Genomic DNA, 16,435 nt, shown 5'->3' with positions numbered 1-16,435 from the left:
CCCCGCTCGGAGTTCCGCATGCGTCGCGCGCCCTGGCTGATCGCCGCCCTCGTCCTGCTCGGCCTGTGGCTGTGGTGGCAGCGCCCGACGCCCCTGCCCGCGCCGAGCGCGCCGAGCGCCGCCACGCGTTCGGCGCCCGCGCCGGCGCCGGCCGCGGCGGGTAACGCCGCCACCGACTTCCTGCCGGCCGAAGCTCACGAGGTGCTGGCGCGCATCGCGCGCGGCGGGCCCTACCAGCATCGCCAGGACGGCGGCACCTTCCAGAACCGCGAACGTCGCCTGCCGCCGCAACCGCGCGGCTATTACCGCGAGTACACGGTCGAAACCCCGGGCGAGAGCGATCGCGGCGCGCGCCGCATCGTCACCGGCGGCGACCCGCCCAGCGAGTACTACTACACCGACGATCACTACCGCAGCTTCCGCCGCTTCGATCCCAGCGGGGCGTCGCCATGAAGACACAGGAGCTGCGCGAGCTGCTCGCCGATCCGGCCCAGGCCGGCGCCTACTTCGTCGATGCGGCCGACACCGAGGCCTTGGCCGAGGCCGGCGCGTTCCTGGAGTTCGCGGTCGCGCGCATCGACCTGGACGGCTGCGGCGACAAGCGCGAACTGCTGCGGCGCATGGCGGCGGCGCTGAATTTCCCGGATTGGTTCGGGCATAACTGGGACGCGCTCGCCGACAGCCTGGAAGACCTGTCCTGGTTGCCAGCCGGCGGCTATCTGCTGCTGCTGGAGCGCGCCCAGGATTGGCAGGCGCAGGCCGGCGAGGACGCCGCGGTCCTGCTCGACATCCTCAACGAGGCTTCGGCGCAATGGGCCGAGGCGCGCAAACCGTTCTGGGCGTTGTTTCCGCTGCCCAGCGAACGCTTGGATGCGATGGGGTGATGGCGCGCAGGGCGCGCGAACGCTGCGCGCCACGCCACCTTCGCCGCGATGGCGGGTTGCGCGAGGGTGCGGTCAGCGCCGCACCCTAGGAAGATGAGTCGGCCAGTGGATGCCGCAGGCTGCGGTAAGCCGCAGGCGCACCGCACCGATGCCCTGCATCGAACCGCGCCGCGCGCATCGAACGCGCGAAGACCTCAACGGCGATCGTCGCCCTTGTCGTCCTTGCCCTTCAGATCGATCTTGTCTTCCTTGTCGCTCCAACGCACTTCCTGCTTGCGCTCGCACCAGCTGGGCACCGGTTCGCCGGGGCGGTCGGGCTGGCTGGTGCATTCCGGACGCGCGTCGACCGCGGCATTGGTGTCCAGATAGTCGGGCGAGCTGGCGCAGGCGCCCAGCAACAGCAGCGGCGCGAGCAGTGACAGGCGGGCGGGCAACGGGGACATGGACGGCTCCGTGACGAGGGGAAACCCGACCTTGCCGCAGCGCGTGGCGCGACGGCAAGGCCCGTCGGTCAGGCGGTCTCGGCGACCACGTGGGCCGGGACGGGTTGGGTGCGCGCATAGCGCCAGGCGATCAGCACGCCCAGCACCAGCAGGCTCGAGGCGATGAACCAGGGCACGCCCGGCAGGTGCACCGGCGAGGACTTGCCGACGAAGTAGCCGAAGCTACCCGCGAACAGGGTCGGGCCGACGATGCCGGCCAGGCTGATCAGGCTCATCAAGGCGCCCTGGACGCGGCCCTGCACGTCCGCGCCGACCTGGCGCGTGATCAAGGCCTGGGTCGCAGGCGCGGCCATCGCCCACAGCGCGCTGATCGGCAGGCCGACCAGGAACAGCCAGCCGACATCGGCGAAGCCGTAGACCATGAAACCGATCGCGCCGCAGCCCAGGCCCAGCAACAGCGTACGGCGCTCGCCGAACGCCTTCACCGCGCGCCCGATCAAGACCACGTTGACGATCACGCTGAGTACGCCGACCACGCCCAGCACGTAGCCCACCTCGCGCTCCTCCCAGCCGTAGCGGTAATCGGCGAACAGCACGAACACGCTGGGATAGACGTAGTGGGCGAGATTGGCGATGAACACCACCGCGGCCAGGCCGAACACCTGCGGATAGCGCTTGAGCAGCACCAGCGAGCCGACCGGATTGGCGTGCGACCAGTCGAACTTGGCGCTGCGCTTGTCCGGCGGCAGCGATTCGGGCAGCACGAACAAGCCATAGCAGAAGTTCAACAGCGCCAGACCGGCCGCGAACCAGAACGGCAGGCGCACGTCGAAGTGACCGAGCTGGCCGCCGATCACCGGCCCGACGATGAAACCCAGGCCGAACGCGGCGCCGATCATGCCGTAGCTCTTGGCGCGCTCTTCCGGCGCAGTGACGTCGGCGATGTAGGCGTTGGCGGTGCTGAAGCTGGCCGAGGTGATGCCCGAGATCACGCGGCCCACCAGCAACCACGGCAGGGTGTTGGCCAGGGCCATGAAGATGAAGTCCAGGCCCAGGCCCAGGCAGGACAGCAGGATCACCGGACGGCGACCGTAGCGGTCCGACAGCGAACCCTGGATCGGCGCGCACACGAACTGGATCGCCGCGAACAAGGTGCCGAACACCGCGATCCAATAGGCCGCGTGTTCGGTGTCGCCACCGGCGAATTCCTTGATCAGGCGCGGCAGCACCGGAATGATCAGGCCGAACGACAGCACGTCGATCAGCACGGTAATGAAAATGAAAACGAGCGCGGCGCGGCGCGCGCCGGGAACGGATGCGGTCACGTGGGGGGCGTCGAAGCGGAAGCGATGGCGCAGTCTAGCGCGCGCGGCCGCGCACGACCCGTGCCGAAGCCCGCGCGGGGATGGTTTCCGACGTTACTAATTGCCCGCGTCGCGACGGATTTCACGATTGCGATCAGGCACTTGCGCCTGCACCGCGGAGGCCGGCACGCGCGCTTGCCAGGCCCTCGCGGCCAGCGCGCGCAAACGCATACCGGAACGAATTGCCGCATCGCACAAATTGTGATTTATTCGAATCACGCTCGGTCACGACACGCTGGTACGGGACTTGTCCCGCGCCCTTGGCAGGTCTGCCCGCGCGTGCAGCTAGCAAGCGATCCATCCGTGTTCTTACAGGCCCGCGCCGAGCGCGCGGGCGTGTTCCCCGAGAGCCTTCCGGAGCAGCGATGCAAGCCAACCAGCAAGCGATGCTGTACGACCCTCGCGACGAGCGGGACAGCTGCGGCTTCGGCCTGATCGCGCAGCTAGACGACCGCCCCAGCCGCGCGCTGGTCGACCGCGCATTGGAAGCGCTGGCACGCATGACCCACCGCGGCGGCATCGCCGCCGACGGCCTCAGCGGCGACGGCTGCGGTCTGTTGATCCGCCATCCCGACAGCTTCCTGCGCACGCTCGCGCGCGAAAGCGGCATCGCCCTGGGCGCGCACTACTGCGCCGGCCTGGTGTTCCTGCCGCACGACGAGGCGGAAGCCGCGCAGGCGCGCGCGACCCTCACTGAGACCCTGGAGCACGAGAACCTGCGCCTGGCCGGCTGGCGCATCGTGCCGGTGGACCTGAGCGCCTGCGGCGAACTCGCGCGCCGCACCATGCCGCGCATCGAGCAGGTGTTCGTCGAGGCGGCTTCGCCCTTCGATCCGGCCGGTTTCCAGCGTTCGCTATTCCTGGCCCGGCGCCGCGCCGAGCAGCGCCTGCGCGCGATCCAGGACTTCTACGTCGTCAGCCTGTCCTCGGCCAGCATCGGCTACAAGGGCATGGTCCTGCCCGATCGCCTGACCCAGCTGTATCCCGATCTGCGGCGCGAAGACCTGGTCGCCAGCGCGGTGGTGTTCCACCAGCGCTTCTCCACCAACACCACGCCGCGCTGGCCGCTGGCGCAGCCATTCCGCCTGCTCGCCCACAACGGCGAGATCAACACCATTGCCGGCAACCGCGCCTGGGCGCAGGCGCGCGCGCACGCCTGGCGCACGCCGACCCTGGACCTGCGCGAGTTCGACCAGGTGGTCAGCACCGACGGTTCGGATTCGCAGAGCCTGGACAACATGCTGGAGGTGCTGCAGGCCGGCGGCATGGACCTGCTGAAAGCGATGCGCATCCTGATTCCGCCGGCCACCCAGTCGCTGGAATACAAGGACGCCGACCTCGCCGCGTTCTACGAGTACTACGCGCTCAATACCGAACCCTGGGACGGCCCGGCCGGCATCGTCACCTGCGACGGCCGCTACGCCGCCTGCACGCTGGACCGCAACGGCCTGCGTCCGGCGCGCTGGCTGCGCTCGCGCGACCGCCATTTCCTGATCGCATCCGAGGCCGGCGTGTGGGAACTGCCGGCCAGCGAGATCGAGGCCAAGGGCAAGCTCGGCCCGGGCGAGATGATCGCCGCCGATCTGTATCAGGGCGAGCTGCTGGACTCCGAGGCGATCGACCGCATCAACCGCGCGCGCGCGCCGTACAAGCGTTGGCTCAAGCAGGGCATGACCTACCTGCACAGCGAGCTGATCGATCCCAACCTGGCCGCCGAGCCCTTCGACCCGGACACCCTGGCCGGCTTCCAGAAGCTGTTCCAGCTCAGCCGCGAGGAGCGCGAGCAGGTGCTGCGCCCGCTCGCCGAGACCGAGCAGGAAGCCACCGGCTCGATGGGCGACGACGTGCCGATGGCGGTGCTGTCGCAGCAGGTGCGTCCGCTTTACGACCATTTCCGCCAGGCCTTCGCCCAGGTCACCAACCCGCCGATCGACCCCTTGCGCGAGGACTGCGTGATGTCGCTGGCGGTGCAGCTGGGCCGCGAGGGCAATGTCTTCGTCGACGGGCCCGGCAACGTCGGCCACATCCACCTCAACTCGCCGGTGCTGGCGCAACGCAAGCTGCGTCAGTTGCTGGCGCTGGCGCCGTTCGACCGCTCGCATCGCTTCATCGACCTCAACTTCGATCCGGCCGAGGGCCTGAAGGCCGCGCTGCACCGGATCTGCGCCGAGGCCGAAGCGGCCGCGCGCGAAGGCGTGGTGCTGCTGATCCTGACCGACCGCCGGCCGCGTCGCGACGCGCTGATGCTGCACGCCCTGCTCGCGACCGGCGCGGTCCACCAGCACCTGGTGCGCACCGGCCTGCGCTGCGAATCCAACCTGATCGTCGAGACCGGCACCGCGCGCGATCCGCACCACTTCGCCTGCCTGCTCGGCTTCGGCGCGACCGCGGTGTATCCGTATCTGGCCTATCAGACCCTGCACGACCTAGGCGTGCGCGGCATCCTCAAGACCAAGCACGGCGAAGTCGCGCAGATCGGCCGCAGCTACCGGCGCGGGATCAAGAAGGGCCTGCTCAAGATCATCTCCAAGATGGGCATCGCGACCATCGGCAGCTATCGCGGCGCGCAGCTGTTCGAGATCATCGGCCTGGACCGCGAAGTGGTGGCGTTGTGCTTCGACGGCGCGCCCTCGCGCATCGGCGGCGCCGGCTTCGCCGAGCTGCAGGCCGACGCCGCGCACCTGGCCGAACAGGGCTGGGACGCCAACCGCCTGCCCGAGATCGGCGGCCTGCTGCGCTACGTGCCCGGCGGCGAATACCACCTGTTCAATCCCGACGTGGTCACCCGCCTGCAGCGCGCGGTCGGCAGCGGCGACTGGGCCGATTGGCAGTCCTATGCCGAGGCGGTGAACGAACGACCGACCGCGGCGCTGCGCGACCTGCTGCAACTGCGCAGCGAGGGCGTGACCCCGATCCCGCTGGACGAAGTCGAACCGGTGTCGGCGATCGTCAAGCGCTTCGACTCCGCCGCGATGAGCCTGGGTGCGCTGTCGCCGGAGGCGCACGAGGCGCTGGCGATCGCGATGAATCGGCTGGGCGGGCGTTCGAATTCCGGCGAAGGCGGCGAAGACCCCGCGCGCTATCGCAGCGACAAGGTGTCCAAGATCAAGCAGATCGCCTCCGGCCGCTTCGGGGTCACCCCGGAGTACCTGGTCAACGCCGAAGTGCTGCAGATCAAGATCGCCCAAGGCGCCAAGCCCGGCGAAGGCGGCCAGCTGCCCGGCCACAAGGTCAACGAACTGATCGCGCGCCTGCGTTTCGCGATGCCCGGCATCGGCCTGATCTCGCCGCCGCCGCATCACGACATCTATTCGATCGAGGACCTGGCCCAGCTGATCCACGACCTGCGCCAGGTCAATCCGCAGGCGCTGATCTCGGTCAAGCTGGTCTCGCACGCGGGCGTGGGCACCATCGCCACCGGCGTGGCCAAGGCCGGCGCCGACCTGATCACGGTGTCCGGCCACGACGGCGGCACCGGCGCCAGCCCGCTGTCGTCGATCCGCTACGCCGGCACGCCTTGGGAACTGGGTCTGGCCGAAGCGCGCCAGGCCCTGATCGCCAACGACCTGCGCGAACGGGTGATCCTGCAGACCGATGGCGGCCTGAAGAGCGGCCTGGACGTGGTCAAGGCCGCGCTGCTGGGCGCGGAAAGCTTCGGCTTCGGCACCGCGCCGATGATCGCGCTGGGCTGCAAGTACCTGCGCATCTGCCACCTCAACAACTGCGCCACCGGCGTGGCCACCCAGGACGACAAGCTGCGCCGCGATCACTTCACCGGCCTGCCCGAGCGCGTGGAGAACTTCTTCCGCCTGCTGGCCGAGGAAGTGCGCCAGTGGCTGGCCGCGTTGGGCGTGCGCACGCTGGGCGAGATCGTCGGCCGCACCGATCTGCTGCTGCAAAGCGACGGCGACAGCGCGCGCCAGCAGCGCCTGGACCTGGCGCCGCTGCTGGCTGGTTCCGGCCTCAGCCACGGCGGCCATTGCGGCATGCCGGCGCCGCCGATCGAGCCCGAGGGGCTGTCCGCGCAACTGGAGCTGGAACTGGCCGACGCGATCGCGCACAAGCGCGGCGGCGCGTACGCCTACCCGATCCGCAACACCGACCGCAGCATCGGCGCGCGTCTGTCCGGGCGCATCGCGCGCCTGCACGGCGACCGCGGCATGGCCGACGCGCCGCTGGACCTGCGCTTCACCGGCACCGCCGGCCAGAGCTTCGGCGCGTTCCAGGCCGGCGGCCTGCGTTTCGAACTCGAGGGCGAGGCCAACGACTACGTCGGCAAGGGCATGGCCGGCGGCCGCATCGTGCTGCGCCCGCCCGGCGGCGCGCGCTACGTCGCCCACGAGACGCCGATCCTGGGCAACACCTGTCTGTACGGCGCCACCGGCGGCGAGCTGTACGCGGCCGGCCGCGCCGGCGAACGCTTCGGCGTGCGCAACTCCGGCGCGACCGCGGTGGTGGAAGGCGCCGGCGATCACTGCTGCGAGTACATGACCGGCGGCGTGGTCGCGGTACTGGGCCGCACCGGCCTGAACTTCGGCGCCGGCTTCACCGGCGGCATGGCCTATGTGCTGGACACCGAGCGCGATTTCGTCGACCGCTACAACCACGAACTGATCGACATCCTGCGCATCTCCGCCGACGGCTTCGAGCACCACCGTTCGCACCTGCGCGATCTGCTGGAGACCCACGTCGAACTCACCGGCAGCGTGTGGGCGCGCCGGATCCTGGACGAGATGCGCGACTACATGGGCAAGTTCTGGCTGGTGAAGCCGAAGGCGGCGAGCTTGGAGTCGCTGGCGGAAACGCTAAGGAGCGCAGCATGAATTCGATCGTCTTCGCAGCAAGAGCAAATCCCCCCTGCCCCCCTTTTTCAAAGGGGGGGAAGGCAATTGGGTTTTCGTCGCCGCCTGAAGTCTGCGCGTCACGCCACAAACCGGTACGTCTCCCCCCTTTGAAAAAGGGTGAAGTGGCGTGCTTACGAACCGCAGGTTCGTACGCCACCGAACGCCAGCAGGCTATGCCTGCTGGCCGGGGGGGATTTGCTTTCACTGCGAATACCCCAGACCGCACGCGACAACGCAGCCCACGGGGTCAGGCAGGATGAGCAAGAAGCAGGTGTTCCAATTCCGCGAAGCGCCGCGCGAGATGCCGGCGCGGATTCCGCTGGCGCTGCGTCAGGGCGGCGACTGGGGCGAGTTGTACGGGCGCTTCGGCGAGGCCGAGGCCAAGAAGCAGGCCGGGCGATGTCTGGACTGCGGCAACCCCTACTGCGGCTGGGCCTGCCCGCTGCACAACTACATACCGAACTGGCTGGAACTCGCGCGCGAAGGCCGCATCGACGAAGCCGCTGCGCTGTGCCACGAAACCAATCCGCTGCCCGAGATCTGCGGCCGCGTGTGCCCGCAGGATCGCCTCTGCGAAGGCAGCTGCACGCTCAACGACGGCTTCGGTGCGGTCACCATCGGCGCGGTCGAGAAGTACATCGTCGACAAGGCCCTGGACGGCGGCTGGCGCCCGGACCTGTCGACCGTGCAGCGCCTGGGCAAGCGCGTGGCCGTGGTCGGCGCCGGACCGGCCGGGCTGGCCTGCGCCGACCGCCTGGCGCGCGCGGGCATCGACGCGGTGGTGTTCGACCGCTACGAGGCCATCGGCGGGCTGCTGCATTTCGGCATTCCCAGCTTCAAGCTGGAGAAGTCGGTGATCGCGACCCGGCGCGAGGTACTGGAAGGCATGGGCGTGGAGTTCCGCCTCGGCGTCGAGATCGGCCGCGATGTCGCCTTCGACACCCTGCTGAGCGACTTCGACGCGGTGTTCCTGGGCCTGGGCAGCTACCGCTACACCGACGGCGGCCTGCCCGGCCAGGACCTGGCCAACGTGCTGCCGGCGCTGCCGTTCCTGGTCCAGAACGGGCGCCTGGTGCAGGGCGAGGCGATGACTGCCGGCCGCGCGATCGCGGGCTGGGAAGACCATATCGAACTGCCCGACCTGCGCGGCCAGCGCGTGGTCGTGCTCGGCGGCGGCGACACCGGCATGGACTGCGTGCGCAGCGCGGTGCGCCTGGGCGCGGCCGAGGTCAGCTGCGTGTACCGCCGCGACGAGGCCAACATGCCCGGCTCGGCGCGCGAAGTCGCCAACGCGCGCGAGGAAGGCGTGCGCTTCCTGTTCAACCGTCAGCCCTTGGCCTTGTTGGGCGAGGACCGGGTCAGCGGCGTGCGCGTGGCCGAGACCGTGTTGGGCGCGCCCGACGCGCGCGGCCGCCAGCGCGCCGAAATCGTGGCGGGCAGCGAGTCGGTGCTGGACGCGGACGTGGTGGTGATCGCGTTCGGCTTCCAGCCCGATCCGCCGGCCTGGCTGGCCGCGCACGGCATCGAGCTGGAAAGCGACGGCCGCATCCGCGTGCCCAACACCGGCGGCTGCAAGTCGCGCCGCAACGGTGCGGCGCAGACGCGGCCGTATCAAACCACGCATCCGCGCGTGTTCGCAGGCGGCGACGGCGTGCGCGGCGCGGACCTGGTGGTGACGGCCGCTTACGAGGGGCGCGAGGCGGCGGCGGGGATCGTGGCGTTGCTGCGGGAGGCGGCGGTGGTGGCGCCGCTGGAGATCTTGGCTACGGAAATGGGTTGAGAGTCTCAAGGTGAGTTTGCTGCCCCGCGCGCCCTCACCCCAACCCCTCTCCCGCTAGCGGGAGAGGGGCTTCAGAGCGGAAAAGACTGAAGCACGAAGCCTTGCTGTCCCTTCTCCCGCCTGCGGGAGAAGCTGCCCGGAGGGCGGATGAGGGCAGCCTTTACCGCCCTGGCCCCACATCGATAAACCGCAGGAACTCCGCGCGCGTGCGCGCGTCTTCGCGGAAGGTGCCGAGCATCTTGGAGGTGATCATGCTCACGCCGCGCTTGTGCACGCCGCGCGTGGTCATGCACTCGTGCGCGCCTTCGATGACCACGCCCACGCCCAGCGGCTGCAGCACGTCCTGGATCGACTGCGCGATCTGCGCGGTCATCTTTTCCTGGACCTGGAAGCGGCGCGCATAGGTCTCGACCACGCGCGCGAGCTTGCTGATGCCCACGACCTTGCCGTTGGGCAGATAGCCGACGTGGGCCTTGCCGATGATCGGCGCCATGTGGTGCTCGCAATGGCTTTCGAACTCGATGTCGCGCAGCACGATCAGCTCGTCGTAGCCGGCGACTTCCTCGAAGGTGCGCGCCAGGTACTCGCGCGGGTCGTCGTCGTAGCCGCTGAACCAGTCGCCGTAGGCCTCGACCACGCGCTTGGGCGTGTCGAGCAGGCCCTCGCGGGCGGGGTCTTCGCCGGCCCAGGCCAACAGCGTGCGCACGGCCGCCTCGGCCTGATCGCGGGACGGCTTGTTCTTGTCGTCGGCCATGACGCGGCCTCAGCAATGGGGGATGGGCATCCTACTCCACTGCGCTCAAGCATCGGAAACACACTGTGTTCCGTGCCCGTGCCGGCTCAGCCCGCTTCCAGCGCCGGCAGCGCCGCCGCGGGCGCGATGCCGACCGTGTTGCGGCCGGCGTTGCGGGCGCTGAGCAGGGCGTGCTCGGCGCGGTCGAGCAGGCTCTGCACGGGCTCGCCGCGCTGGGCCATGGCCAGGCCGACGCTGGCGCTGACCGCGATCTCGTGGCCGTCGATGCGGAACGGCCGCTGGCCGAAGGCGTCGGCCAGGCGCCGGCCCAGCAGCTCGCAATCCACGCGCTCGCACTCGGCCACCACCGCGAAGCTGTCGCCGCCCATGCGCGCGATGGTGTCGTCCGGACGCAGCACCCCGCGGATGCGCGCCAGCGCCTGCTGCAGCAGGGCGTCGCCGATCGCGCGGCCGTAGCGGGCGTTGATCTCGCCGAAGCCGTCCAGGTCCAGCAGCAGCAGGCCGTGATGCTTGAGGCCCAGGCTGCCCGGCGCCGACCAGGTCTCCAGCAGCAGGCGCAGCGCCGAGGCGTTGAGGGTGCCGGTGAGCGGGTCGCGGTCGCCGGACTGGCGCGCGAGCAGGGACAGGCGGTGGCGGTTGGCCGCGTGCTGGCTCAGGGCCAGCGCGAGCACGCCCGATTCCAGCACCGCCGCCAGCGCCAGGCCGCGGTCGGCCCACTCGGCGCGGCCGACGCCGAAGGGATAGGCCGCGAGCACGCCGACGAACAGCAGCAGCGGCGTCCAGCCCAGCAGGTAGTAGCCCGCATAGGGCGCACCGCGGCGCCAGGCCATGATCGCGGCGGCGAACATCAGCGGAATGCCGACCAGCAGCAGGGCGTTGCCGCCGATGTACCAGAAGTCGTGCACGCGCTCGCGCAGCGCCAGCAGTACCGCCAGCCACAGGATGTTGGCCCACTGCACCGTGCGCACCAGCACCGCCAGGCGCGGCAGCAGGCGCGGCAGCTCCAGGAAGCGCAGGCTGAAACCGAGCTGGAAGATCGTGGCCAAGGTGGCCAGGGTCCAGGTCACGGTCAGGCGCCCGCTGGCCAGCCCGGCCAGGCCCCACATCTCGGCCGCGTCGCCGGACACCAGCAGCAGATAGATCGCCGCGCAGGCCAGGTAGGCGCCGTAGGCCATGTAGACCAGGTCGCGGAAGGCGTACCAGATCGCGATCATCGCCACCGCCATCAGCATCATCGCGGTGAAGGCGGCGACCATGAAGCGCGAGTCGCCGCGTTCCTGGCGCGCCAGCTCGGGCACGGTCGCCAGGCGCAGGCTCAGCGCCTCGGCGGTGTTGCCGCCCACGCGCAGATAAGCGACGTCACCGCGGGTCCAGCCATTGGGCAGCGGCAGCACCCAACCGCGCCGCAGCAGCACCGGGCCGCCGTTCTCGGCGTCGTTGACGATGCGCGGCGGCGCGCCGGGCGGGTAATAGGTGACCGGCCCGCGCGCACGCGCGCCGCGCAGCACCAGCAGCTGGCTTTCGCTGGCGGCGATATCGCGATCGGTGGTCAGGCGGATCCAGTAGCCGGCCTCGCGGCGCGGCATGGTCAGGTAGACCAGGTCGCCGGGCGTCTCGGCGATGGAGCGTGCGGTCACCGGCGCCGAGGCCGGCGGTCCGTCCAGTTCGCCTTCGGTCAGCAGCAACTCGGCCTTCAGCGATTGCGCCATGGCCGGCATGCAGGCGAACGCCAACGTCAGCGCGAGCATGACGCTCCCCCAGATCCTGCGCATCCGTCGATTCCCCTGCGGCATGGATGGAGTCTAGCGTCTGCAGACGCGCTCGGCCGCATCGGCGGGCGGCAGTGCGCGATCGGGGCTCGCCGCGGCCGACGCGCGCACCGGCGGCCTCAGCGGCGACCGCCCTCGCTGGTCTGCCGTTGTGCGCGGCGGTGCCGCTCGGCCGCGCGCTGGGTCAGCGCGATCATCAGCACGCCGGTTTCCATCACCACCGCCAGCAGCAGGCCGCGCTCGATCAGGTAGGAATTGCCGAGGCCGAAGGTCTTGGCGGCGACCAGCCCGGCGAACAGCATCAGCGGCGTCCAGCCGATCAGGTAATAGCCCGCGTACGCGGAGCCGCGCCGCCAGGCCACGATCGCGGCGTAGACGATGATCGGAATCACCAGCAGCAGCAGGCCGTTGCCGACCACGAACCAGTACTGATAGACGAAATCGAACATCAGCACCAGCGCCGCCAGCGCGATCGCGTTGGCCCACACGATCGCGTGCAAGGCGCTCGCCGCGCGCGGCAGCAGACGGGGCAGTTCGAGGAAACGCACCGTGAAGCAAAGCTGGAACATCGTGGTCAAGGTGGCGACGAACCAGCCCGCGCCGTCGCGCTGCACCGCCGAACCGAACCATTCGGCCGGTATCTTGATCCAGGCCGTCATCAACAGCAGATAGATCGACAGGCAGATCATGTAGCCGCAGTAGTACAGGTACACCGAATCGCGCGAAACCACCCAGAAGCCGGCGACCACCAGGGTCATCGTCAGCATCAGGGCGTAGACGACGATGGCGAACCGCCGGTCGCTCTCCAGTTCGCGCGCCAGGTCGTCGCGATTGGCCAGACTGATGTCGAGCGTGGTGGCGTTGCGCGTGGACACATGGACGTAGGCCACGTTGTCGGCGTTCCAACCCTCCTGCAATGGCAGCGCCCAGCCGCGCCGCAGCAGTTGCGGGCCGTCGTCGCGCACGTAACCGATCAGCGACAGACGCTCCGATCCGGGCGGGTAGTAGGCGGCCATGCCGTAGGCGCGCGGACTGCGCAGCACCACCACGCGCCGGCTGGCGGCCGCGATGTCGCGATCGACCGACAAGCGCAGCCAGTAGCCTTTGCGGTTGCGCGACAGCTCGATGCGCAACGGGACGTCGGGGCCCGCGGCGGTCCAGCGCTGGACGGCCCGACCGGCGTCGGGACGCGCCCAACCGCCGCCGTCGGCCTGCAGACGTTCGATCGTCAGCGTCTGGGCGCCGGCCGCCGTCGCGAACAGGCCTAACAGCACGGCCAAAATCGCGATCCATGCTGCCTTCACGTCCCTTCGCATGCCGGTCTCGTGCCGCCTGTTCCTGGCGGCAGTCTAACGACTCAGGGCGGCGCTGGCCTCACTTTCAGTGCCCGTCTGTGACGGGCCGCCGCGCGTTGGGTCAACGCCATCATCAAAATGCCCGACTCCAGCACGATCGCCAGCAGCAGCCCGCGTTCGGCCCAATCGGTGTTGCCGATGCCGAAGGTCTTGGCCGCGATCATGCCGGCGAAAAGGATCAACGGGGTCCAGCCCAGGAGGTAGTAGCCCGCATATTCAGCGCCGCGCCGCCATGCGGCGATCGCCGCATAGATCACCACCGGGATGGCCAGCAGAAACAAAGCGTTTCCGCCCAGATACCAGGTCTGGTAAAGGTGATCGAAAGCGATGAAGAGCATCGCCAGCCACGCCAGATTGGCGCACACGATCACGCGCAGCAGCGTGGCCACGCGCGGCAACAGCTTCGGCAGATCCAGGAAGCGCACGGTGAAGGCGAGTTGGAACATCGTGGCCATGGTCGCGGCCACCCAGGGCGCGGCGTTGTACTGCACCGCCAATCCTCCCCAACTCAGCGGTACCTTCATCCAGCCGGACATCATCAGCGTGTAGATCGAGACGCTGATCAGATAGCCGCAGTAATGCAGGTACACCGCCTCGCGCAACGACAACCACAACCCCGCCACAACCAGGGTCATCAACAGCATCGCGCCGTACGCGGCGATCGCGTAACGCCGGTCGGTTTCGCGCTGCTGCGCCAGCTCGGCGCGGGTAAGGAACCCCACGTTCAGCACGCTGGGCACACGCCCCTTGGTGAGCACATAGGCTGCATCGCCGCGTTTCCAACCCTCCGGCAGCGGCAGCGCCCAACCGCGCCGCAGCATCATCGGTCCGTCCTCGCGGGTGTAACCCAGCAGGAGCAGCCGCTCGGAGCCTGGCGGGAAGTAGCCGACCATGCCGTAAGCGCGTGCGCCCTGCATGACGACCACCCGCTGCTCGCTGGCGGCGACATCGCGATCCACGGTGAGGCGCAGCCAATGCCCCCCGCGTCGGCGCGGCAGTTCGACGCGGGTGCGGGTGGCGGGCGCGATCGCGGTCCAGCGCTGCAGCACCGGCGTGTCGGCGGCCGGGGGCTTTAGTTGCGCGCTTTTGACCTGCAGACGCTCGACCGTCACGGTTTGCGCCGCCGCGGGCCCGCCCCCCAGCGCGAGCCACACCCCCAGCCACACTGTCGCCAAGATCCTTCTCATGGCCCACTTCGACTCCCACGCTGCGCAGGGCCGAGTCTAACCATTCACGGCCGTGCCGGCCGCCGTTGCGACATGCGCCGACAACGTGCCGCGCGCTGATTCGCGGCCCTCATCGGCGCGCCCGACTCCGCCATACCAGGCCATGCTCGTCGCAACCGGAGGGTGTCGACGTCGAAGGTCTTGGCCGGGATCAGACCGGCGAAGATCATCAGCGGCATCCGGCCGACCCGGTAGCCGCCGGCGTATTCGGCGCCGCGCCATGCGGCCGCGACGCGGCGTGGATCACGGTCGGGAAGGCCGATAGCGGCACGGCGTTTCCGCTCAGGCGCTCGCGATGCTTGGTGATGTTGCGTGCCATAAAACGAGGTAGAGGCCACAACAAATTCACTTGCAGGAGGAGGTGCAACGCGCGTGCCGCGCGCGACAGCGGCCGCGTCGGATCGAGGAAACGCACGCTGAAGGTCGGGCATTCGCCCTGCATGCGGATGCAGGCGTAGCCGTCGCGCTTGCAGTGATCGGGCCGGATCGACGCCCCACCGGGACAGGAGCAAGGATTCTTGCCGCGCGCGTCGCCAGGCGCTCGGAGTAGTCCCCGTGGTCACCGCGGCCGCCCTTTGCACGCGTGTCGTGCGCGCCGGCAGGGCCATCGCGATCCACCCGGCGCGCTCGTGGCCTCGCACCGCCGAGCTCTTACGCCTCTACCGTCTCGGCAGAGCCCAAGCCATCAGGGCGCCGCGCGCCGATGACGCGCGGCCGCGCGCTGGGTCAGCGCCATCATCAGCACGCCCGATTCCAGCACCACCGCCAGCACCAGGCCGCGCTCGGCCCACTCGGCGCTACCCACGCCGAAGGCCTTTAGCGCGCTCAAGCAGGCGAAGACCATCAACGGGGTCCAACCCAGCAGGTAGTAGCCCGCGAACTCGGCGCCGCGACGCCAAGCCTTGAAGGCGGCATAGAGCAGCAGCGGTATCGCCAGCAGCAGCAGGGCGTTGCCAACGATGTACCAGTAGAAATAGACCTGGCGGAACGCCAGCGCCAGCACCAGCAGCCACGCCACATTGATCCAGACGATCGCGCGCAAGACCATCGAGATGCGCGGAGCCCAGCGCGGCAGGTCCAGGAAGCGCAGACTGAAGGCGAGCTGGAACACCGTCGCCAACGTCGCCGCCGCCCATCCGACGCCGTCGCGCACGATCATCGGGTCCCACTGGATGTCGATCAGTCTCGACAGCAACAGCATGTACGCCGACATGCAGACCATGTAGGCGCTATAGAGCAGATACACAGTCTCGCGCGTGGCCACCCACAATGCGGCGACGAACAGGGTCATCAGCAGCAGAATGGAGTAAGTGACTACGGCGAAGCGCCGGTCGCTCTCGTAGCGACGCGCCAGCTCGGCGCGCGTCGAGAGGCTGATCGCGAACGCGCTGGAGATCCGGCCCTGCATCTGCACGTAGACCGGGTCGCCGCGCTTCCATCCCTGCGGCAGGGGCAACTCCCAGCCCATTCGCAGCAAGGTCGCCTGCCCCGACGCCACCGGACTGATCTCGATCAAGCGGTCGGTACCGGGCGCGTAATAGCGCAGCATGCCGAACACGCGCGCGCCCTCGATCGACAACGAGCGCTGTTCGTCGGCGCCGATGTCGCGATCGACGCTCAGGCGCAGCCAATGCCCGGCCGCCCTGCGCGGAACTTCGATGCGGATCACATCGGCCGGCACTGCGGCGGTCCAACGCGCGACGACGGCGGCATCTAGCGGGCGCTCGCGCTGCATGCGCTCGACCTTCAGCAACTCCACTGTCAGAGCTTGCGCCGCAGCGGGCGGCGCGCAGGCTGCGGCCAGCGCAATCAGGCATGCGATCCAAGCCGAGGTCCAATGTCCACGCATGCCCGGGTTCCCACTGCGATCGCGGTGGAGATTCTAGCCGTTGAGCCCGCTTTCAGGGCGTTCGCTGGGCATTGCGCGACGACGGTGGCGGAAAAGAAGACCGATGAGCCGGCGGCGACGCATTCGAGGGGGAGGGACTGACGCCATCCGTCGGCTCATCGGTAAAA

12 protein-coding genes are annotated in these 16,435 nt (G+C 69.4%); 4 read left to right on the top strand and 8 right to left on the bottom strand.

What is annotated here, in order from left to right:
• Positions 1 to 18: 18 nt before the first annotated feature.
• Positions 19 to 453 carry a ribonuclease domain-containing protein gene (locus BMZ45_RS16290; protein ID WP_091637578.1) on the top strand — a complete coding sequence of 145 codons (435 nt, stop codon included), beginning with the start codon at positions 19 to 21 and terminating at the stop codon, positions 451 to 453.
• On the top strand, positions 450 to 884 hold the full coding sequence (locus BMZ45_RS16285) for a barstar family protein (protein WP_091637577.1): 435 nt from the start codon (positions 450 to 452) through the stop codon (positions 882 to 884). Before BMZ45_RS16290 ends, BMZ45_RS16285 begins: the two co-directional genes overlap by 4 nt.
• A 194-nt stretch (positions 885 to 1,078) precedes the next feature.
• Here BMZ45_RS16285 and BMZ45_RS16280 read toward each other — a convergent pair whose 3' ends face one another.
• Both BMZ45_RS16280 and BMZ45_RS16275 read right to left on the bottom strand, forming a co-directional pair.
• Positions 1,079 to 1,327, bottom strand: coding sequence for a hypothetical protein (locus BMZ45_RS16280; protein ID WP_139215541.1), 249 nt, complete (start codon positions 1,325 to 1,327; stop codon positions 1,079 to 1,081).
• Positions 1,328 to 1,395: 68 nt separating this feature from the next.
• The gene (locus BMZ45_RS16275) at positions 1,396 to 2,652 is read right to left on the bottom strand and encodes a TCR/Tet family MFS transporter (protein ID WP_091637575.1); all 1,257 of its coding nucleotides are present in this window, start codon (positions 2,650 to 2,652) and stop codon (positions 1,396 to 1,398) included.
• 404 nt (positions 2,653 to 3,056) lie between these two features.
• On the opposite strand from BMZ45_RS16275, the gene gltB reads away from it, so the two are divergent.
• Together gltB and BMZ45_RS16265 are read left to right on the top strand one after the other, a co-directional pair.
• Positions 3,057 to 7,514 (top strand): glutamate synthase large subunit, encoded by a 4,458-nt coding sequence (gltB, locus tag BMZ45_RS16270; RefSeq protein WP_175489112.1) that lies wholly within the window; start codon positions 3,057 to 3,059, stop codon positions 7,512 to 7,514.
• A gap of 277 nt (positions 7,515 to 7,791) precedes the next feature.
• Positions 7,792 to 9,315 carry an FAD-dependent oxidoreductase gene (locus BMZ45_RS16265; RefSeq protein ID WP_091637574.1) on the top strand — a complete coding sequence of 508 codons (1,524 nt, stop codon included), beginning with the start codon at positions 7,792 to 7,794 and terminating at the stop codon, positions 9,313 to 9,315.
• Between the two features lie 160 nt (positions 9,316 to 9,475).
• Here the strand turns inward: BMZ45_RS16265 and folE are convergent, their stop codons facing one another.
• From folE to BMZ45_RS16235, 6 genes are all read right to left on the bottom strand, one after another.
• Positions 9,476 to 10,069, bottom strand: coding sequence for a GTP cyclohydrolase I FolE (gene folE, locus BMZ45_RS16260; RefSeq protein ID WP_091637573.1), 594 nt, complete (start codon positions 10,067 to 10,069; stop codon positions 9,476 to 9,478).
• An 86-nt stretch (positions 10,070 to 10,155) separates the two neighbouring features.
• Positions 10,156 to 11,817, bottom strand: a complete 1,662-nt coding sequence (locus BMZ45_RS16255; protein WP_175489111.1) for a sensor domain-containing diguanylate cyclase — start codon at positions 11,815 to 11,817, stop codon at positions 10,156 to 10,158.
• Positions 11,818 to 11,957: 140 nt separating this feature from the next.
• Positions 11,958 to 13,112: a 7TM-DISM domain-containing protein gene (locus BMZ45_RS16250; protein ID WP_254776682.1), complete on the bottom strand. Its 1,155-nt coding sequence runs from the start codon at positions 13,110 to 13,112 to the stop codon at positions 11,958 to 11,960.
• Between the two features lie 83 nt (positions 13,113 to 13,195).
• Positions 13,196 to 14,347, bottom strand: coding sequence for a 7TM-DISM domain-containing protein (locus BMZ45_RS16245; RefSeq protein ID WP_217643222.1), 1,152 nt, complete (start codon positions 14,345 to 14,347; stop codon positions 13,196 to 13,198).
• A 241-nt stretch (positions 14,348 to 14,588) separates the two neighbouring features.
• Positions 14,589 to 14,834, bottom strand: coding sequence for a hypothetical protein (locus BMZ45_RS16240; RefSeq protein ID WP_139215540.1), 246 nt, complete (start codon positions 14,832 to 14,834; stop codon positions 14,589 to 14,591).
• A gap of 270 nt (positions 14,835 to 15,104) precedes the next feature.
• Positions 15,105 to 16,178 (bottom strand): 7TM-DISM domain-containing protein, encoded by a 1,074-nt coding sequence (locus tag BMZ45_RS16235; protein ID WP_175489108.1) that lies wholly within the window; start codon positions 16,176 to 16,178, stop codon positions 15,105 to 15,107.
• Positions 16,179 to 16,435 lie beyond the last annotated feature (257 nt).

This window comes from Lysobacter sp. cf310, from assembly GCF_900114355.1.
Taxonomy (GTDB): Bacteria; Pseudomonadota; Gammaproteobacteria; order Xanthomonadales; family Xanthomonadaceae; genus Lysobacter.
This window is presented reverse-complemented; position numbering and strand designations above follow the sequence as displayed.